The organism is Amycolatopsis marina, assembly GCF_900111885.1.
Taxonomy (GTDB): Bacteria; Actinomycetota; Actinomycetes; order Mycobacteriales; family Pseudonocardiaceae; genus Amycolatopsis; species Amycolatopsis marina.
This window is the reverse complement of the sequence record NZ_FOKG01000022.1, coordinates 52,419-71,643: the sequence shown is the minus strand read 5'-3', so window position 1 is coordinate 71,643 and position 19,225 is coordinate 52,419. Positions and strand designations below refer to the sequence as shown.

Below are 19,225 nucleotides of genomic sequence, written 5' to 3'. Positions count from 1 at the left end.
AGGGGCTTCCCTCACATGTTGATCATGTGTCCGGCCAGGCCGTGGACTGCTTCCTTCACGGCCTCGCCCAGGGTCGGGTGGGCATGGACGTTGCGGACGACCTCGTGCACCGTGAGGTCCCACTGCTGGGCCAGGGTCAGTTCGGGGAGCAGCTCGGTCACCTCGGGGCCGATCAGATGCGCGCCGAGGAGTTCGCCGTACTTGGCGTCGCTGATGACCTTGACGAAGCCGACGGTATCGCCGAGCCCGTGCGCCTTTCCGTTGGCGGAGAACGGGAACTTCGCCACCTGCACGTCGAATCCCTGGTCCCTGGCCTCTGCCTCGGTCCATCCGAAGCTCGCGATCTGCGGCTGGCAGTACGTCGCCCTCGGGATCATCCGGTAGTCCAGTTCCAAGGTCTCCGCGTCGGCGATGGTCTCCGCCGCCACGATTCCCATCGACTCGGCCGCGTGCGCCAGCATCAGTTTCGCCGTCACGTCACCGATGGCGAAGATGTGCGGCACGTTCGTCCTGCACCGTCCGTCGACGTCGATGGCGCCGCGCTCGGTCAGGCGGACACCAGCAGCCTCCAGGCCGTATCCCTCGACCCGGGGCTGGAACCCGATGGCCTGCAGAACCTTGTCCGTCTCGATCTTCTGCTGCTCGCCGTCCTTCGACACCGTGACGACGACCTTCTCGCCGGTGTCGTCGATCGACTCCACCCGGGTGGAGGTGAGCACGTCGATGCCGAGCCGCCGGTAACGCCGCGCGAGTTCGGCCGAGACCTCCTCGTCCTCCAGCGGCACCATCCGGTCGAGGAACTCGACGATCGTCACCTGCACGCCGTAGTTGTGCAGCACATAGGCGAACTCGACGCCGATCGCGCCCGCACCGGCGATGACAATGCTCTCCGGCAGCTCGGCATCGAGGATCTGCTCCTCGTAGGTCACCACGCGCTCGGACAGCGAAGTGCCGGGCAGCAACTTCGTCGTGGCCCCAGACGCGATGATGCAGTGATCGAAGGTGACCGTCTCGGTCTCGCCGTCGGAGTTCAGCACGGTGATCGTGTTCGCGTCCGTGAAGCTGCCCCAGCCGTTGAACTGGGTGATGGCGTTCTTCTTCATCAGGAAGTTCACGCCCTTGACCCGACCGTCGGCCACCTTGCGACTGCGCTGGTACGCCGCGCCGTAGTCGAATGTCACCTGCCCGTCGACCTGGATCCCGTAGGTCCGCGCCTCATTGTGGAACAGGTGGGCCAGCTCCGCGTTACGCAGCAACGCTTTCGAGGGGATACAGCCCACGTTCAGACAGACCCCGCCCCAGAAGCGGCCCTCGATGATCGCGGTGTCGAATCCCAGCTGCGCGGCTCGCACGGCGGCCGTGTATCCACCCGGACCGGCACCCAGCACCACCACGCCGAAATGTTCGCTCATGTACGCCGATTATGCCGCCTCGGCGAGGGGTCACGCAGCGGGCGGGGTTTCTCCGCGCACCTCGGCGAGCAACTCGGTGACCGCGGCCATGACCCGCACGTTCGCCTCGGCGACCGCGCTGCTGGTCGGACGCGGTCCGGCCAGGTCGGACAGGTCCACGGGCGGCCCCGCCACCAGGGTCACCGTGCGCCTGGGGAACACCTTGGGCAGCTTCGAGTCCGGCGGAAGCAGGTGATGCGTGCCCCAGTTGGCCACCGGCACGACCGGCACACCTGTGGTGAGCGCCACTTTTGCCAGTCCCGCCTTGCCGTCGCTCGGCCAGCCGTCATCCCGGGTGGAGAATCCGGCCTCCGGGAACACAACCACGCACTCACCGTCCCGCACGGCGTCCACCGCGGCCTTGTACGCGAGATAGGCCGCCCTGGCACCGACATCGCGCTGCACCGGGATGTGCTTGCCCGAGCTCATCACCGACCCCACCACGCGGCCCGACCACAGCTCCGATTTGGCGAGATACCGGGGAATCCGGCCGCCGGCGAGGCAGAAGGCCGTCATCGTGACCGGGTCGGCGAAGGATAGGTGATTGGACGCCACCAGCACTCCCCCGTCCTTCGGCAGGTGTTCGGTGCCCCGGAAGCGCAGCCGGGCACCCAGCACCAGCAACGGCCAGATGACGTCGATGGCGACCCCGAACCAGCGACCCCGCCCCCGCCGCGGGAAGCGCGACCCCAGCCGCACCGCCTGTGCCCTGGTCAGCGGGGTGTTTTCGGAAGCGCGGGCGTCGGCGTTCAGCTTGACCCAGCGGAACCGGGACCTGCGGAGCAGCAGCATATGAGGTAATCGTCCGTCGGTGGTGTGGTGGATAGGACGCTATCGGTCGGAGTCGGCCTCGACAGGCCAACCGCCCAGCTCGCGCACGATGCGCTGCGCGCGAACCAGTCCCGGAAGCTCGGCCGGGTCCAGCTCGCCGCGCTCGGCGGCATGCTGCGCCTCGGCGAGTTTCGCCAGCAGGCCCGCGACATCGACCGACGACTGCTGCGACATCTTCCTCATCCCCTCAGACGATTGGGCTGTCGGGCCGTGACGAAGCGGTGGCAGAAGGAGCGACGAGCACGTTCAACGGTAGCGGCCCTGGCAAGCGAACACCCTCCCGGGGCGTGGCCACGGGAGGGTGCTGAAAGGTCCGGTCAGGACGCGCGTTCGAGAATGACCACCGGGATGTCACGCTCGGTCTTCTTCTGGTACTCGTCGTAGTCCGGCCAGACCGTGACCAGCTTCGGCCACACCGCGGCCTTCTCCTCGCCGTCGGCTGTACGGGCCCGCGCGGTGAACTTGTCCGCACCGACCTGCACCCGCACCTCAGGGTTGGCCCGCAGGTTCAGGTACCAGCCAGGATGCGTGTCGGCGCCGCCCTTGGAGGCGACGACGACGTGGTTGCCCTCGTGCTCCTGGTAGATCAACGCGAACTTGCGGTCCTCGCCGGTCTTGCGGCCCTTCGTGGTGAGGATCAGGACCGGCGCGCCCTTCTCCCAGATGTGCCCGACCTCGCCGTCGGTCTCCTCATAACGCCGAACGTGCTCGTCACCGAACAGCATGAACCTTCCCTTCAGACGACTCGTGAGAACTCAACTACCCGGCCACGCTACTGCCGCGAGCCGGAGTCCCGCTGTCCGAGCACATCGGCCAGCAGCGCCGGATCCACGTTGCCGCCCGACACCACCACGACCGTCCGGCCCACGGGCAGTTCGGCGGCGTGATCCAGGTAGGCGGCCAGCCCGACGGCGCCACTGGGCTCGACGACCAGCCTGCCCTTGCGGGCGAGCACGGCCATCGCCGAGCGGATCTGGTCCTCCCCCACGGTCACGATGCCGTCCAGCACGGTGCGCAGGTGCGCGAAGGTCAGCTCGGAGGGCTGCGAGCGCAGGCCGTCGGCCACGGTGCGTGCCCTGTCCTCGATCGGCCAGTCCACCAGGGATCCGGCAAGCAGGCTCTCCCTGGCGTCGCCCGCCAGTTCGGGCTCCACTCCGAACACCGCCGCGTTCGGGCACAACGCCCTGATCGCGGTGCCGATCCCGGACGCGAGGCCGCCCCCGCTGACCGGGATGAGCACGAGTTCCACATCGGGCAGGTCGGTGCCGATCTCCAGCCCTGCGGTCCCCTGCCCGGCGATGATGTCGGGATGATCGAACGGCGGGATCAGCACCGCGCCGGTCCGCTCGACGATCTCCTCGGCGGCCGACTCCCGCTCGGCGATGGGGACGAGGACGACCTCGGCGCCGTACTCGCGCGTCCGGTCGATCTTGACCTGGGGCGTCACATCCGGCATCACAATGCTGGCTTTGACCCCGACGGCACGCGCGGCATACGCGACTGCCTGCGCGTGGTTGCCGCTGGAATAGGCGACCACGCCGCGCGCACGGGCGCTCTCGCTCAACCGGGCGATCGCGTTGGTGGCGCCGCGAAGTTTGAACGCGCCGATGGGCTGGAGGCTCTCGGGTTTCAACCAGAGCGGCCGGTCCGGATCGGCCCAGGGGCACGGCAGGAGTGGGGTGTGGACGACGGCGTGGCGAATGCGCTCAGCGGCGTCCCGGATGTCCTCGATCTTCACCAGTTGCACGAGTACAGTCTGCCCGCTCCGGCAACCGGATGAGCAAGTAAGGGCGGCGCGGGCGTGCCCCGGCAGGCATGCCCGCGCCGCTGACTGTTGTTCTCGGACAAGCTCAGAACCGCATGGTGCGCAGATATCGGTAACTACGTTCCGCGCTGACCAGCGGCTGGGCGGGTTGATCATGCTCGATGACGTACTCGAGCACCCCGGAATCCCGCTGTCCGCGGAAGATCTCCGCGAAGTCCAATGTGCCGTACCCCACATCCTCGAACGAGCCGTCCTGCGCCCTGTCCTTCACATGAAAGACCGGGAACCTGCCTGGATACCGGTCGAAGTAGTCCAGCGGATCCTTGCCACCGTCGACAATCCAGTAGAGATCCAGCTCGAAGTTCACGAACCTGGGATCGGTCTCGTCGAGCAGGATGTCGTAGAGCACCTGACCGTCAACGGCGCGGAAGTCGAATCCGTGGTTGTGGTACAGGAATTTCAGGCCCGCACCGCGTGCTGCCTTGCCCGCCTCGGTGAACTCGGCAGCCAACTGCCGGTACCCGGCCGGATTGTGCAACGAGTCCGGCAGCCAGGGCACCACCACGTAACGGACACCGAGAACGCGGGCGTCCTCCAGTTCCTGCTGCCAGTCTCCGCGGATCGTGTCCAGGCCCACGTGGGTCAGCACGGCACGTAGTCCGGCGCGGTCGAGCATCGCCCTGAACTCATGTGGACTGTGCCCGTACAACCCGCTCACACCGACGGTCGAGTAGCCCATCGCACCAAGCGCGTCGAGTGTGCCCTGTGCGTCCACCGTCATCAGTGAGCGGACCGTGTACAACTGGATTCCGATGTGCCCGGGTGGCACCCGGGTCAGCCCCGCGGCTGCGGCCGCACCTCCGCCTGCCCAGACGCCGGTGCCCGCGACCGCGGCCGCGCCGAGCGCGAGTTTCAGGAAACCGCGCCGGGAACCGGCAAGCCCGATCTGCTCAGTCATCGCCCCACTCCTTCGCCGTTGAAGTCGAGCCGGTCCAGCGACAGCAGATCCGGCTTGTCCTGCGTCCATTCGGGATGGGTGAACACCAGGTACAACGTGATGCTGCGACCTGGATCGGCCAGCTGCACCGTCGGCGTGATCACCTCGCCCCAGCCTCCGGTGTTGGGTACCGCGACGGAGCCGAGCAGTTCGCCGGCAGGCGAATCGGCCCGGAACTCGACGGTCCCGCCGATACCGCCGGAACTCACCGCGAGCGTCACCGAGTCGATGGAGGTCAGGTTGACCGGTTCGTACGCCACCCAGTCACCGTGCTCGATCTCACCGAGTCGTTTACCCGCGGAGGCGTCGGCCCGGTTCAGGACCTGAGTTCCGGAACCGTCGCCGCCGGTGTGCTCGAAGTGCTCGGCCTCCTTGTGCTTTGGCTCGAGGGTCGCGTGCGCGGATCCGGTGAGGCTGGGGACACCGCCCCGGCCACCGCCGTCGGCGTACGTGGCGCTGAGCGCCGCGTAGAGGTTCTGCCCGGGTCCGTGGCTGTCCCCGGAGTCGGTGCGCACCTCACCCCTGCATCCGGCGACGTTGTCCATCGGGTGCAGGTGGTCGTCATGACCCAACTGGGACTGCACGACCACCTTCGAGCAGTCGATCCTGCCGTCCTCGCGATCGGTCACCCGGACGACGAACGGGATGATGTCGCCGAACTCGAACATGCCTCCGTGCGGGGGCATCTCGATGCGCACGTCCGGCCGGGTGTTTCCGGAGGTGATCCGGGTGACCGCGACGGCCGTCAGCCCGCTCTTCTCCCCGGTCACCGTCAGCCGTGCGGTGAACTGGCCCGCCTCGGTGTAGGTGTGCGCCGGATTCGCCTCGGTCGAGTCGACGACCCCGTCGTTCTCGAAGTCCCACGCGTACGTGAGCGCCTCGTCGGGGCCACCTTCGGAGCCCGCACTGGAGAACTCGACGGTGAGTGGCCTGCGGCCCGAGTCGGCCGAGGTGGTGATCTCCGCGGTCGGCGCACGACCGTTGGCCACGTAGTCGATGCGGTAGATCCCGGAACCCTCGTTGCTGCCACCGCGACCGGTGCCGCTGCCTTCGCCGAAGTCGATGACGTACAGCGAGCCGTCCGGCCCGAAGTGCGCGTCGAACGGCTGGATCCACGGTATGTCCGCGAAGACGCCGTTGATCGAGAGCAGGTCGCCCGCCTTCGCCGGATCGAACCGGGCATCGGTGAACGTCTGATCCTCCTGTTGCACCGAGAACGCCTTGAACCACTTCCGGGTCAGCTCGTAGTTGAGCCACTTGCCCTCGAAGTACTCGGGGAACTTCGTGACCAACGGGTTGTCCGGGTCGTGGTCGTAGACCGGTCCGGCCATCGGACCGCCACCACCGGTGCCCAGTTCCGGGAACTGCGCGGACTCCGAGTAGGCATACCAGACCCAGGCGGGCGTGGCGGGCGGCAGTTGGGTCAACCCGGAGTTGTTGGGTGAGTCGTTGACCGGGTTGGCACAGTCGAACTTCGGCCCCGACGTGCCCGTCGCGAAGTCGTAGTCGTTGAACGGGGTGTTGTCCCCGGTGCAGTAGGGCCAGCCGTGGTTTCCCGCCTCGGTGATCCGGTTGAACTCGACCGTCCCCTCCGGACCCCGGTCGGGAACGGCCTGCCTGGCGTCCGGTCCGTAGTCGCCGACCAGCAAGGCGTCGGTGAGCGGGTCGACGGTGATGCGGAAGGGATTGCGCAGCCCCATCACGTAGATCTCCGGACGCGTCTTCGCCGTGCCCGGCTGGAACAGATTGCCCTCGGGGATCGTGTAGGTCCCGTCGTCTTGTGGCGTGATCCGGAGGACCTTGCCCCGCAGGTCGTTCGTGTTGCCCGACGTGCCCTGCGCGTCCCACGCACGCCTCCCGTCACGCTCGTCGATCGGGGTGAAACCGTCCGAGGCGAACGGATCGGTGTTGTCCCCGGTGGCGATGTAGAGGTTTCCCCTCGTGTCGAACGTGATCGAGCCCGCCATGTGCGAGTTGGCCCTGCCCTCGTTGCGGAAGGTCGGGATCTCCAGCAGCCTGCTTTCCGACGACGGGTCCACCACGTCGCCGGTCACCGTGAAGCGGGACAGGTTCAGCCTGTTCTCCACCTTGTCGGAGTACAGCAGGTAGACCCAGTTGTTCTCGGCGAAGTCCGGGTCCAGGGTAAGCCCGAGCAACCCGTCGGACTGGCTGGTCATCTCCGGGGTGTACTGGAAGTCGAGTGCGGTCGTGACCTCGAGCGTGTCCTGGTTCACGATCTTGAGCGCTCCGGTGCGCTGGACGAAGAACACCCGCCGATCCGGTGCGACCGCGAGTTCGAACGGGTCGGCCAGCCCTTCGGTCACCAACGGAATCCGCTGGAAGGTCCCGGTCTGCGTGGCCGAGCAGTCACCCTCGACCGCGCCCGCCGCCCACTCGATGCCCCCGCGCAGGTGCCGCAGGAACAGTTCGTCGGAGAACTTCCCCGCGTCGTGCCCACCCGCGGTGAACCAGGAGCGGCCGCCGTCGTAGTTCTGGCACCACGAGTACGGGTGATCGACACCCTCGTCCAGGCCATCGACCCCGTCCCGCACCTTGATCTGGGCGAGTGTGTGCACCTTCTGCGTCGGGTTGGTCTTCCAGTTGTACCACTCCTCGTGCTGCTCCCACAGCTCCGGAAGATCCTGTGTGGACGGATGCGCACGGTCGAGCACCTTGACCCTGCCGACCTGTGGAGCGGGGTGATAGTCGAAGATCGCCCCGACCAGCCCCTCGTACCAGGGCCAGTCACGCTCACTCGCCGAGGCGGCATGCAGCCCGGTCCAACCGCCGCCGTCGCGGATGTAGCGCTGCAACGCCGCCCGCTGGTCCGAGTCCAGCAGGTCGCCCGACTGAGGCGTCGAGTTGGTGTTGTTGAAGACCACCACGTCGAACCGGTCCAGGTTCTCGTCGGTGAAGGCACCCGCGTCATCGGTGGCCTCGACCTCGAACCCGTGCGTTGCCCCGAGCTGTTCTATCGCCGCGATTCCCGCGGGAATCGAGTCGTGGTAGAAGTTCGTCACCTTGGAGAAGACCAGCACGGAGAACCTCGGCTGGGCGGCGACCGGCGGCGCGAGCGCCACCCCGAGTGCGAGTGCGACCGTGAGCAGGGACGCGAGAAGTGCGGGCAGACGGCGACGCGTGATTCTCATCGTCGGCCCCCTCACAGCTCGACCGGGCCCGCGGCGACGGCGACGGCCTGTGCGGCCGAACGCCGGTCCCGCGTCTGCTCGGCGAGCGCCGCGCCACGGTCCGCCTGCCCGGCACGGTTGTCCGCCATGGCTTCCGCACGGGCCGCCGAGGAGGTGTCGAACTGACCGGAGGCCTCGCCGCGGACGCGGTTGCCGGACACCTCGGGCGCGGGGGCGTTGCCCGTTCCCGACAGGTCACCCCGGATGATGTTGCCACTCACCCGGACGTGGGCCGTGTTGTCGGCGATCCGCACGTCACCGTCCCAGTAGCCGGCGGCGGCACAGCTCGCCACGGGGCCGTCCGCGCCGACCTGGACAGTGCCGGAGTTGTCCGTGAAATGCGCGTCGCCGTACACCTCGCTTCCGCAGACGACGGATCCGAGCTGCGCGTCGCGAACGGCAAGGTCGCCTTCCAGCACGACATCGTAAAGATCCACATAGGACACCTCCGCACCGGAGAGCCCGGACCGCAGGATGGAGTGCTCGGCGTACAGTTCGCCCGCGCGGGAACTCACGTCACCGCCGACCGTGGCTCCGCTGAGGTAGGCGTACGTCGCCCGCTCCGGATGCTCCGGAGCCTCCACGCGCAGGCCACCCCCAGTGGTGAGATCCGCGAGATATGTGCCGTAGGCATCGATCATGCGGACACCGCCGCCGATTCCGGTCAACTCGGCGTCGAAGAACCCGTCGTCGAGCACGGTGACGCCCTGCTCGAACGCACCGCCGGTGATGATCAGGTTGGCCCCCTCGGCGACCGTGACGACCCCGGTTACCGTGGTGCCGTCCAGCACACAGGATTTACCTTCGGGCACCAGCAGATCACCTGGCACGGTGACCGCACCCGCTGTTCCGGCGCAGTGTGTGGTCAGCCCCGCACTCGCGGGCGGAGCCACGAGCACCAGGCCGGCCGTCGCCGCTGCGAGCGCGCCGAGGGATATCGATCGAGCGCATCTGACTTTCGACATGCGATTCTCTCCGTTGAGTAGTCGATGAAAGCGCTTACTCTGGTGATCGCCGGGTTATTCGGTTGTGGGTGCGGCGGTGGTGATTTTTCGGTACTGCCTGCCGACACTCAGTCGGCGGCGGATGCGGCGCCGAGGTGCGCCCGGATCTCCTTCGTGGCCCTGGCGAACTCGGGCTCGGCCATGGTCGCGCCGTAGTCCCTGTCCGCCGGGAGACCGACGTCGACAACCCCGGCCACCGTGCCGGGCCGCGCCGTCATCATGACCACCCGGTCGGCGAGGTAGACCGCCTCCGCGATCGAGTGCGTCACCAGCAGCACGGTCGTACCGGTCTCCTGCCAGATTCGCCGCAGCTCGACGTTCATCTGTTCCCTCGTCAGCGCGTCCAGCGCACCGAACGGCTCGTCCATGAGCAACACCGGCGGCCGGTGCAGCAACGCACGGCACAACGCCACCCGCTGTTGCATGCCCCCGGACAGTTCGTGCGGGTACGCGTCCCCGAAGCCGGTGAGCCCGGTCATCTCGATCAGCTCATCGGTACGGCGTGCCGCCTCCGCGGCGGGCATGTGCCGCATCTCGGCCTGCAGCAGGATGTTCCGACGCGCCGAACGCCAGTCGAGCAGGGCAGCGCGCTGGAACACGTATCCGATGTCCCGCCGGGGGCCGGTTACGGAATCACCGAGTAGCCGCACCTGCCCGTTGGACGGCCGCAGCAATCCAGACGCCAGTTTGAGCAATGTGGACTTGCCGCACCCGGAAGGACCGACGATCGCGACGAACTCGCCCTGCTCAACCCGTAGTGTCACCTCGCTCAGCGCGGTGACGTCCTTCTTCTTCGTGCGAAACCGCACCGCGACGTCGTCCAGTTCGACCGCGGCGGTCGCGCCTGCGAGCGATACTCCGGCGCTCTCGGTCCGTTCGGCAGTGCTGTTTCCCGGCCTCATCCGCTATCCCTTCGGTGCCAGACCGGCGTCCCAGTACGCACTGGGCGCCTCGGGGCTCTCGATCACGCCTGCCCCGGCGAAGATGTCGATCGTCTGCTGCCAGTCGGCCTCGTCGTTGACGCCCGGCGCCATACCTTCGGTGGCCTCGGTGTGCAGCAGCTCCAGCGTGCTGGCGAACTGCTCGGAGAGCACCTGGGTGGAGGGCAGTTGCTCGGAGGCCCCCTGCATCGCCGCGACCGCGGCGTCCTGGTCGCCGGCCGCCGCGGTCCACGCCTCACTGGACGCGGCCACCATTCGCCGCACCAGGTCCTCCCGCTCCTCGAGCGTGTCCAGGGAGGTGAGCAGCCCGTTGCTGAAGAAGTTCAGGCCGTGCTCGGCGAACCGCAGATAGGACACCGGCTTGCCGGCCTTCTCCTGCATCGTCGGCCCCTGGTCCGTGGCATAGCCGAGCAGTGCGTCGGTCTGTCCCGACATGACCGCGGCCATCTTGCCCGCGGCGTCGGTGTTCTGCAACGAGACATCTCCCTCGGCGAGACCGTTGGCCTCGAGGAACGTGGGGAAGGTCCGGCTCAGTGCGTCACCTGCGGTGCTCGCGATGGTCTTGCCCTTCAGATCGGCAGGCGAACTGATGTTCTGCTCGCTGAAGAACTGCACCGAGGACGGCGTCGTCTGCAGGAACACACCGATGCTCTTGACCTCAAGCCCCTGGCTGACTCCGGCGAGCAGCGCGGGAGTGTCTGCCCAGCCGAAGTCGGTTTGTCCCGCCGCGGTGGCCTGAACGGTTTTCTGCGATCCCTGGCCCGCCCTGATCTCCAGGTCGATGCCGTGCTTCTCGAAAATGCCCTCGGACTTGCCGTAGTAGAACGGTGCGTGTTCACCGTACGGGTACCAGTTCAGCGTCAGGGTGACGCGATCGAGCTGCTCGCCCTCGGCATTGGTCGTGGTGGCGGGTTCCGATCCGCCGCACCCGGCCGCCAGCAGCAGCACAGCGGCGGCGCCGGCGATCACTGCACGAACCTTCATGGACGTACTCCTTCTCTACATCGTTGTCGTGACGGAGTCCGTGCGGCGGCTCGCCTGCCACGGGAGCAGCAGATGCTCGGCCCACTCCACCACCACGAACAGCAGGACCCCCAGCAGCGACATCACCAGCAACCCCGCGAAGAGCACGGGGGTGTCAAGATTTCCGTTGGCCTGCAGGATCACGAATCCGAGTCCGGCGTCCGCTCCGACGAACTCGCCGACCACCGCTCCGGTGACCGCCATCGTGGCCGCGACCTTCAGCCCGGAGAACAAGTGTGGCAGCGAGGCGGGAAACCGGATCTTCCAGAACGTCTGCGCGGGCTTGGCGCCCATGGTCGCCGACAACTGCAGCATCTCCGGGTCGATCGACTTCAACCCGGTGACCATCGAGATCACGACGGGGAAGAACGCCATCAGCACCGCGACCACGATCTTGGGACCGAGCCCGAACCCGAGCCACACCACGAACAGCGGCGCTATCGCGATCTTCGGAATCACCTGTGCGAACAACAGCAGCGGGTACAGCGTCTTCTCGATCGTCGAGGAGTACACCATCACGACGGCCGCGAACACGCCGATCGCCGCCGCGATCACGAACCCGAGCAGCGTCTCGTAACCGGTCGTCCAGGTGTGCTCCCAGAAGTACTCCGGGTTGTCGGTGATCGCTCCGATGGTGTCCCCGGGGGAGGGCACAAGATACGGTTCGATCCACTCCGCCGCGGTCACCAGCCACCAGAGCGCGAAGATCCCGAGCAGCAGCGCGACCGGCCGCCATGCCCGCTCTGCCAGTCCGGCCGCACGCTGGGCGATCCCGGGCCGTTGACGTTCGACGACGCCGTCAGGCGCATCGTTCGCCGCGCGGTCGAGACCATCCGCAGGGGTTTGCGTGACCATGACCCTCGCCTCCGCAGGCCCACATTGGCCTGGCACGTTAACCTGATATCCGGCTCGGCCGGGACAAAGTGAACTCAGCTCGTCCGTGTCCGATGAATGCGCTTTCTGAATGCGCTTTCAGGTAGAGTAGGCATACCCGGTGAACCGGTCAAGGACTTCGTCTCCGGGCTCCGACTACAGGCATCCCACCACGCGAACAGAGGACAGGGCGGATGAACGACCGGCCACACGTGACACTCGAGGACGTAGCCCGTGCCGCCGAGGTCTCCCTCGCGACGGCATCCCGCGCCCTCAACGGGACCACCAAGGTCAAGTCCGACCTACGCGATCGCGTGCTCGCCGCGGCGGCCGAACTCGCCTATACGCCGAACGCACACGCGCAGGCGCTGGCCGGCGCCACCCACCGCACGGTCGGCGTCATCTGTCACGACGTCAGCGACCCCTACTTCGCCGGTGTGGCTCGCGGAATCATGCGGGTCGCAGGCGAGAACGGCCTGCTGGTGATGCTCGCCAGCACCTTCAGGGATCCACAGAAGGAGATCGCCTACGTCTCGACCCTGCGAGCACAGCGGGCGTCGGCGATCCTGCTCATCGGTTCCGGTTTCGAGGACCGCGCGTGGGAACGGGCACTGGCCGCCGAGATCGACCCCTACCGCAAGGGCGGCGGACAGGTGGCGGTCGTCAGTAGGCACCGCAGCCTGCGCGTGGACACGGTGCAACCGGAGAACCGGGAAGGGGCCGCGGCACTGGCCCGCGCCCTGCTCGCCCTCGGCCACCGCCGGTTCGCCGTGCTCACCGGCCCGCGGGCGCTGACCACCGTCGTGGACCGTCTCGGCGGCTTCCGGGAAGCACTCGGGGAAGCCGGCGTGGAACTCGACGAGCAGTCCATCGTCGAGGCGCCCTTCACCAGGGACGGCGGGCACGCCGCCATGAGCGAGCTGCTCGCCAGGGGCCTCGAGGCGACCTGCGTCTTCGCCGTCACCGACGTCATGGCCATCGGTGCGCTGACCGCGGCCCGTGAGGCCGGGCTGTCCGTTCCGGACGATCTGTCCCTCGCCGGATTCGACGACATCCCGGTGGTCCGTGACCTCACGCCACCACTGACCACGGTCGCGCTGCCGCTGGAGAAACTCGGCGAGCGGGCCATGGAACTCGCCGTGCGCGACACCACGAGCGCACGGAGCCGGATCCTGCGGATGGCAGGCGAGGTCGTGCTCCGCGAAAGTACCGCGCCACCTCCTCCCGGTGGCACCGGCGCGGCGAAGGGCACCGCGAAGGGGGCCTCCCGGTGATCGGGCCGAACGCGGGCGATCTCAGCGGGCTGACCATCGACAGGGTCGAGACCTTCGCTGTCGCACTGCCGACCCTCCGCTCGTTCGGCGTCTCCGGGGGCGCCGTCGCGACCGTGGGCACCCCGAGCGTCCGGGTACTGGTGAAGGTCAGCGCCGAGGGCGTCACGGGCTGGGGCGAGGCGACGCCGATTCCGGCGTGGACCTACGAGACCAGCGAATCGATCGTCACCACCATCGAGCGGTACCTCGCCCCCGCGGTTCTCGGCAGGCCCTGCTGGGATCTCGACGGAGTGAGCGCGGCTTTCGACCGCGCCATCAACAGGGGCTTCTCCATCGGCGCACCGCTGGCCAAGGCCGCTGTCGACGTCGCGCTGCACGACCTGCTCGGGCGCGCGCTCGGCGTTCCGGTCGGCGTGCTCTGGGGACAGCGCAGGCAGGAGACGGTGGAACTCGGCTGGATGGTGTCCGGCCAGTCCGCCGCCGAGGTCGCCGACCGGGTCGCCGAGGGCAGGGAGCTTGGCTACCGGGCGGTCAAGGTGAAGATCGGCCTGCACGACGAGCGCGCCGACCTCGACGTGGTCCGATCGGTTCGCGAAGCGGCTCCGGACGCGCCGCTGTGGGTGGATGCGAACCAGGCGTACTCGGCGAGTTCCGCACTGCGAATGGCAAGGCGGCTGGCCGAACTCGACGTGCACGCCTTCGAACAACCGCTGCCCGCCAACGACGTGGCGGGCCTGCGGCGGCTGCGTCAGGACTCGGCCGTTCCCGTCGCACTCGACGAGAGCTTGCGGCATCCGAGCGACCTCGCCACCTTCGTCCGGCTCGACGCCGTGGACATCGCCATCGCGAAGGTCCAGCGCAGTGGCGGTCTCACCCTGTCGCGCAGGCTGTGCGCACTCGCGCAGGACAGCGGCGTGTCCCTGATGGGGTCGGGACTGACCGACTCCGACCTCGGACTCGCGGCGTCACTGCACCTGTTCGCCGCCTTCGGCGTCGACACCCCCGTGGACCTCAACGGCCGGCAGTTCGTCGACTCGGTCTACGCCACCGGCGAGACCGTGCTGGTTCGCGACGGGGTCGCACAGGTGCCCACGGGCCCCGGCCTCGGCGTCGAGGTGGACGAGCAGGTGGTCCGCGAACTCGCGCTCGATGTGCTGGCACAGCGCGCTTCCTGACCCCACCGAAGCAAGCTGGCCGCTCGGACGGTCAGAGCCGCCACGTCGTGCGAGTGTGACGCACGTGACAAGATGCTCACCATGAGTACCGATTCGGCGCCCAAGTGGCGAAGACTGGAGCCCGACGAGCGCCGGGAGCAGATCTTCACCTGCGCGGCCGATCTGTTCGGCGAACGCCCCTACACCGACGTGTCCACTTCGGACATCGCGGCCCGTGCCGGAGTGGCGCGCGGGCTGATCAACCACTACTTCGGCACGAAGCGTGAGCTCTATCTGGCGGTGGTCCGCCGCGCCATGACCGTTCCGCACTTCGCGGTGGAGTTGCTCCCGGAAGGCCCGCTCGACCGCAGGGTGGACGCCGCGGTCGGTTGGTTCCTGGACATGATCACCAAGCAGGAGAAGATGTGGCTCGCGGCCACCGCCCCCGAGGGCATCGGGCGGGACACCGAGGTCGAGCGCATTCTCGCCGACGCCGACAGGGAGTCGGCCGACCGGGTACTCGAGGCCGTCGGCATCGAAGCGGACGACAATCGGTGGAACGAGCTGAACGCGCTGGTCCGGGCCTACGGCGGGATGGTCAAGGCAGCAGGCAGGGAGTGGCTGGTGCGCGGAGCCCTCCGCCGCGAGGAGGTGCATCTGCTGCTCAGCAGGTCGCTGCTCACACTGATCGGCGAGGTTTTCCCAGCGGTGCGGAGCGTGGACCGCACCGGCTGACCGCACAGAGCACTGTTGGCACTTCGTCAGCAACTGTTAGCGTGACCGGGTGGATCCGAGAACCCCGGTCATCGTCGGCGTGGGCCAGCACACCTGGCGGGACGCCACCCCCACGTCTCCCCGTGAACTGATGCGGCTGGCGATCGAGGGGGCCGTGGCCGACACCGGCGCTCCTGGCGTGCTCGGCCGCGTCCAGTCGCTGGGTGTGGTGGACAGCTTCTCCTGGGGAACGGCCGATCCGGCCGCCCTGCTCGCCGAGGACCTCGGCATCTCCCCCGCCGAGACCGTCTACACCCACACCAGCGGCACCAGCCCGCTGGACCTCCTCGCCGATTCGGCTGGCCGGATCTCGGCAGGAGAACTGGACGCGGCACTGATCACCGGCGGCGAGGCGGTCAAGGCGTTGTTCGGCGGCCGGTACGGCGGCGGTCCGAAGCAGCCGGAAGGCACCGCGCCGTCCCGGATGCTGGGCATCGACCGGGAACCACAGCACGCGGCGGAGGCCGCCGCGCAGTTGCTCATCCCGGTGGCGTTCTACCCGCTGTTCGAGAACGCGATCCGCGCGGACGCGGGCAGCGGCACCGACGAACACCTGGAGTGGCTCGGCAGGTTGTGGGCGAGCTTCGCCGACGTGGCTACCGTCAACCCGCATGCGGTGATGGGTGCGGCTCCGAGCGCGCACGACATCACCACGGCGGGGCCGCGCAACCGGATGGCAGCAGCGCCCTACCGCAAGCTGATGACCGCGAACATCTTCGTCGACCAGGCCGCCGCACTGGTGGTCTGCTCCGCCGAGGCCGCGCGCGCGGCGGGTATCGACCCGGCGAACTGGGTCTTCGTGCACGCGACCGCCACCGCCAACGATCACTGGTTTCCTTCGGAGCGTCCGCACCTGCACCGCTCCCCGGCCATCGCCGCCGTCGGTGACGCCGTGCTCACCCACGCCGGGCTCGACATCGACGACATCGCGCACCTCGACCTCTACTCCTGCTTTCCCTCCGCCGTGCAGGTCGCCGCCACCGAACTGGGCCTCAACCGGGCGGCTCTCACGGACCGGAACCGGCCGCCGACCGTGACCGGCGGCCTCACCTTCGCCGGGGGTCCTGGCAGCAACTACGTGACGCACTCCGTGGCCACCCTCGCCACGCGGCTCAGGGCCGAGCCGGAGCAGTACGGTCTGGCCACGGCCGTCGGCTGGTATCTGACCAAGCACGCGGGAGTGGTGCTCTCCGGGCGGCCGCCGGACACGCCATACGCCCACCACGACCGGACCACCGAGGTTTCCCGGCTGCCCCGCCGCGCGATCACGACCGGCGCCACCGGTGCCGCAACGGTCGAAACGTACACGGTGGTCTACGGCAGGTCGGGCGAGCCGGAGCGGGGCATCGTCCTGTGCGGTCTGCCCGACGGCAGCAGGGCGGTCGCGGCCAGCGAGGCTCCTGACACCATCGCCGCGCTGCTCGGCTCCGACCCCCTCGGCACCAAAGCCGACCTGTTCCCCACCCGTCTCCCACCACCAGCCAACAGGGAGCGCTCCGCGCCGCCGGCCCCGGTCACGGGATTCCACATCCCCGGCTGACCCCTACGGTGATTCGTCGACGAATTACCGCCAGCTGTCCCTGGCGGAGCAGGAGATGGTGCGGCAGGCGACTGCGGCTCAGTAAGGTGCCCGGCAAGTCGTCGACGAACCTAGGGGTGACATGCGAGTCGTGCGCTGGGTGGTGCCCGCGCTCCTCGTGCTGCTCTGGCTCGCACTCGGCGCAGCAGGCAGTCCGTTTCTCGGCAAGCTGAGCGAGGTCCAGAGCAACGATCCCGGTTCGTTCCTGCCTGCCACCGCCGAGTCCACCGCCGTGACGGAGCTGCAGGAGAACTTCGCCGACAGCCGGATCCTGCCCACCGTCGTCGTCTTCGAGAGGCCGGGCGGACTCACCGCGGCGGACAACGACGCGATCAGGGCGAAGGCCGCCGAACTCGCGGACGCGCCCGAGCTGCGGGGACAGCCATCGCCCCCGCTGCCCGCCGACGACGGACAGGCGGCACAGCTGATCCTGCCGCTGTCCGGAGAGGACCCGTTCGCCGCGAGCGAGGCCGTCAAGGACATCCGCCAGGACCTGGAGCGGGGACTCCCTGGCGGGCTGACCGCCCTCGTGACCGGACCAGGCGGGTACAACGCGGACTTCGCCGAGGTGTTCGGGCACATCGACGGCATGCTGCTGCTGGTCACCGCGTGTGCGGTGGCGGTGATCCTGATCCTGGTCTACCGCAGCCCGCTGCTGCCGTTGATCGTGCTGCTCTCCGCCGGGCTGGCGTTGTGTACCTCCTCGGCCGTGATCTACTGGCTCGCCTCGGACGGTGCGCTCGTCCTGAACGGCCAGACACAGGGAATCCTGCTGATCCTGGTCTTCGGTGCCGCGACCGACTACGCCCTGCTGCTCGTGGCGCGCTACCGGGAGGAACTCACCCGGCAGGCGAAGGCCGCCGACGCGATGCGCACCGCGTGGCGATCCTCGTTCGAGCCGATTCTCGCCTCGGGCGGCACGGTGATCCTGGGCATGCTCTGCATGCTGGTCAGCGAGTTGACCAGCAACTCGAGTCTCGGACCGGTGGTGTCCATCGGTATAGCCGGTGCGCTGCTGGCCTCGCTGACCTTCCTGCCTGCCGCGCTGCTGCTGTTCGGCAGGGCCGGTTTCTGGCCACAGGACCCGGTGCCCCGCAAACACCGCAGGACGAAGCGCGGCATGTTCGACAGCCTGGCCGGGCTGGTGCGCAGGAGACCGAGGTGGACCTGGGTGCTGACCGCGCTCGTGCTGTTCGCCGGGGTCGCCTTCGTGCCGTCCCTGCAGGCGGAAGGCACGTCACAGCAGGCACTCTTCCTGGAGGAGGTCGACGCCGTACGCGGACAGGACGTGCTGTCGGCGCATTTTCCCGGCGGCACCGGCAGCCCGGCGGTGATCATCGCGGACGCGAACGCAGCCGACGAGGTGCTCGCCGCCACCCGCGCGACGGACGGGGTCGCCGACGCCTTCCCGACCCCCGCTGACCCGGTGGATCCGGCGGCGGGCCCGAAGGTGGCGGGCGGCGTCGTCGAGATAAACGCGACCCTGCAGGCGCCTGCAGACTCCGAGGAAGCGGTCGCCGTGGTCGGCGCGTTGCGGGACACCCTGCATGACATCCCGGGGGCCGACGCCAAGGTGGGCGGCCAGACCGCGCAGCAGACCGACATGCTGGCAGCGGCCACCCACGACCGCAACGCGATCATCCCGATCGTGCTGGTGGTGATCTTCGCAGTGCTGGCGCTGCTGCTGCGCTCGCTGCTCGCGCCACTGCTGCTGATCGCCACCGTCGTGTTGTCCTTCGGAGCGACCCTCGGCGTCGGCGCACTGATGTTCAACGACGTGTTCGGCTTTCCCGGAGCGGATCCGGCGATCCCGCTGTACGCGTTCGTGTTCCTGGTGGCACTCGGAATCGACTACAACATCTTCCTGATGACCAGGGCGCGCGAGGAGACGGCGCTGCTGGGCACCGAAGCGGGCACGCTCAGCGCGCTACGCGTCACGGGAGGGGTGATCACCTCGGCGGGAGTCGTGCTGGCCGCGACGTTCGCCGCACTGGCGGTGATCCCCGTGCTGTTCCTGGCTCAGATCGCGTTCCTGGTCGCCTTCGGTGTCCTGCTCGACACCTTCGTGGTGCGTTCCCTGCTGGTCCCCGCACTGGCCGTGGATCTCGGCAGGATCATCTGGTGGCCGAGTCGCCTCGCCGCGAGGCCGAAGGCGGAGCAGCGGAAGCGGCATCGGCCGAACCGGCAGCAGCCCCGGCCGGAGCGGCGGCCTCCTCCCCCACCACAGCGCGGGCAACCCCCTCGTCCACCCCGGCAAGCGCAGCCGGGCGCTGCTTCGGCAGCGCCAGCGCGAGCACCGCACCGAGGAGAGCGACGCCCGCGACCACCAGCAGGGCCGCCCCCATCCCGTCGGTGAAGCCGAGCGCGGTGA

The 19,225-nt window shown here is 68.5% G+C and carries 16 protein-coding genes; 5 read left to right on the top strand and 11 right to left on the bottom strand.

The genetic code is table 11. From position 1 onward, the window contains the following. Positions 1-11: 11 nt before the first annotated feature. The 11 genes from lpdA to BM199_RS27565 all read right to left on the bottom strand — a co-directional run bounded on the left by lpdA (position 12) and on the right by BM199_RS27565 (position 12,055). Positions 12-1,412 (bottom strand): dihydrolipoyl dehydrogenase, encoded by a 1,401-nt coding sequence (gene lpdA, locus BM199_RS27610; RefSeq protein ID WP_091677519.1) that lies wholly within the window; start codon positions 1,410-1,412, stop codon positions 12-14. Positions 1,413-1,442: 30 nt separating this feature from the next. Next, on the bottom strand, positions 1,443-2,243 hold the full coding sequence (locus BM199_RS27605) for a lysophospholipid acyltransferase family protein (RefSeq protein WP_091677516.1): 801 nt from the start codon (positions 2,241-2,243) through the stop codon (positions 1,443-1,445). A gap of 39 nt (positions 2,244-2,282) precedes the next feature. Continuing rightward, on the bottom strand, positions 2,283-2,456 hold the full coding sequence (locus BM199_RS34030; RefSeq protein WP_177242814.1) for a hypothetical protein: 174 nt from the start codon (positions 2,454-2,456) through the stop codon (positions 2,283-2,285). Between the two features lie 143 nt (positions 2,457-2,599). Beyond that, positions 2,600-3,007, bottom strand: a complete 408-nt coding sequence (locus BM199_RS27600; protein ID WP_091677514.1) for a nitroreductase family deazaflavin-dependent oxidoreductase — start codon at positions 3,005-3,007, stop codon at positions 2,600-2,602. Positions 3,008-3,054: 47 nt separating this feature from the next. Next, positions 3,055-4,029 carry a threonine ammonia-lyase gene (locus BM199_RS27595; protein ID WP_091677512.1) on the bottom strand — a complete coding sequence of 325 codons (975 nt, stop codon included), beginning with the start codon at positions 4,027-4,029 and terminating at the stop codon, positions 3,055-3,057. A gap of 103 nt (positions 4,030-4,132) precedes the next feature. Beyond that, complete coding sequence (locus BM199_RS27590) at positions 4,133-5,005, bottom strand: sugar phosphate isomerase/epimerase family protein (RefSeq protein ID WP_091677509.1); 873 nt, start codon at positions 5,003-5,005, stop codon at positions 4,133-4,135. Further along, positions 5,002-8,193, bottom strand: a complete 3,192-nt coding sequence (locus BM199_RS27585; RefSeq protein WP_091677507.1) for a ThuA domain-containing protein — start codon at positions 8,191-8,193, stop codon at positions 5,002-5,004. The genes BM199_RS27590 and BM199_RS27585 overlap by 4 nt, the downstream gene beginning before the upstream one ends. Positions 8,194-8,204: 11 nt before the next feature. Next, positions 8,205-9,197, bottom strand: coding sequence for a hypothetical protein (locus BM199_RS27580; RefSeq protein ID WP_091677505.1), 993 nt, complete (start codon positions 9,195-9,197; stop codon positions 8,205-8,207). A gap of 107 nt (positions 9,198-9,304) precedes the next feature. Beyond that, entirely contained in the window at positions 9,305-10,138 is an 834-nt protein-coding gene (locus tag BM199_RS27575) for an ABC transporter ATP-binding protein (protein WP_091677502.1), read from the bottom strand. Positions 10,139-10,141: 3 nt separating this feature from the next. After that, on the bottom strand, positions 10,142-11,161 hold the full coding sequence (locus BM199_RS27570; protein ID WP_091677500.1) for an ABC transporter substrate-binding protein: 1,020 nt from the start codon (positions 11,159-11,161) through the stop codon (positions 10,142-10,144). Positions 11,162-11,176: 15 nt separating this feature from the next. Continuing rightward, positions 11,177-12,055: an ABC transporter permease gene (locus BM199_RS27565; protein WP_091677497.1), complete on the bottom strand. Its 879-nt coding sequence runs from the start codon at positions 12,053-12,055 to the stop codon at positions 11,177-11,179. A 212-nt stretch (positions 12,056-12,267) separates the two neighbouring features. Between BM199_RS27565 and BM199_RS27560 the strand changes: the two genes are divergently transcribed. The 5 genes from BM199_RS27560 (at position 12,268) to BM199_RS27540 (ending at position 19,210) form a co-directional block, all read left to right on the top strand. Beyond that, positions 12,268-13,347: a LacI family DNA-binding transcriptional regulator gene (locus BM199_RS27560; protein ID WP_091677494.1), complete on the top strand. Its 1,080-nt coding sequence runs from the start codon at positions 12,268-12,270 to the stop codon at positions 13,345-13,347. Then, entirely contained in the window at positions 13,344-14,522 is a 1,179-nt protein-coding gene (locus BM199_RS27555) for a mandelate racemase/muconate lactonizing enzyme family protein (protein WP_245788795.1), read from the top strand. Before BM199_RS27560 ends, BM199_RS27555 begins: the two co-directional genes overlap by 4 nt. 81 nt (positions 14,523-14,603) lie before the next feature. Beyond that, positions 14,604-15,236, top strand: a complete 633-nt coding sequence (locus BM199_RS27550; RefSeq protein ID WP_091677582.1) for a TetR/AcrR family transcriptional regulator — start codon at positions 14,604-14,606, stop codon at positions 15,234-15,236. A 49-nt stretch (positions 15,237-15,285) separates the two neighbouring features. Next, positions 15,286-16,815, top strand: a complete 1,530-nt coding sequence (locus tag BM199_RS27545) for a hypothetical protein (protein WP_091677492.1) — start codon at positions 15,286-15,288, stop codon at positions 16,813-16,815. 121 nt (positions 16,816-16,936) lie between these two features. Continuing rightward, positions 16,937-19,210, top strand: a complete 2,274-nt coding sequence (locus tag BM199_RS27540) for an MMPL family transporter (RefSeq protein ID WP_091677489.1) — start codon at positions 16,937-16,939, stop codon at positions 19,208-19,210. Positions 19,211-19,225: the final 15 nt, after the last annotated feature.

Bases quoted from the DNA above. Each gene is read 5' to 3' on its own strand.
- lpdA (WP_091677519.1), bottom strand. From the start codon at position 1,412: ATGAGCGAACATTTCGGCGTGGTGGTGCTGGGTGCCGGTCCGGGTGGA.
- BM199_RS27575 (WP_091677502.1), bottom strand. From the start codon at position 10,138: ATGAGGCCGGGAAACAGCACTGCCGAACGGACCGAGAGCGCCGGAGTA.
- BM199_RS27605 (WP_091677516.1), bottom strand. From the start codon at position 2,243: ATGCTGCTGCTCCGCAGGTCCCGGTTCCGCTGGGTCAAGCTGAACGCC.
- BM199_RS27540 (WP_091677489.1), top strand. From the start codon at position 16,937: ATGCGAGTCGTGCGCTGGGTGGTGCCCGCGCTCCTCGTGCTGCTCTGG.
- BM199_RS27585 (WP_091677507.1), bottom strand. From the start codon at position 8,193: ATGAGAATCACGCGTCGCCGTCTGCCCGCACTTCTCGCGTCCCTGCTC.
- BM199_RS27570 (WP_091677500.1), bottom strand. From the start codon at position 11,161: ATGAAGGTTCGTGCAGTGATCGCCGGCGCCGCCGCTGTGCTGCTGCTG.
- BM199_RS27590 (WP_091677509.1), bottom strand. From the start codon at position 5,005: ATGACTGAGCAGATCGGGCTTGCCGGTTCCCGGCGCGGTTTCCTGAAA.
- BM199_RS27560 (WP_091677494.1), top strand. From the start codon at position 12,268: ATGAACGACCGGCCACACGTGACACTCGAGGACGTAGCCCGTGCCGCC.
- BM199_RS34030 (WP_177242814.1), bottom strand. From the start codon at position 2,456: ATGTCGCAGCAGTCGTCGGTCGATGTCGCGGGCCTGCTGGCGAAACTC.
- BM199_RS27580 (WP_091677505.1), bottom strand. From the start codon at position 9,197: ATGTCGAAAGTCAGATGCGCTCGATCGATATCCCTCGGCGCGCTCGCA.
- BM199_RS27565 (WP_091677497.1), bottom strand. From the start codon at position 12,055: ATGGTCACGCAAACCCCTGCGGATGGTCTCGACCGCGCGGCGAACGAT.
- BM199_RS27600 (WP_091677514.1), bottom strand. From the start codon at position 3,007: ATGCTGTTCGGTGACGAGCACGTTCGGCGTTATGAGGAGACCGACGGC.
- BM199_RS27550 (WP_091677582.1), top strand. From the start codon at position 14,604: ATGAGTACCGATTCGGCGCCCAAGTGGCGAAGACTGGAGCCCGACGAG.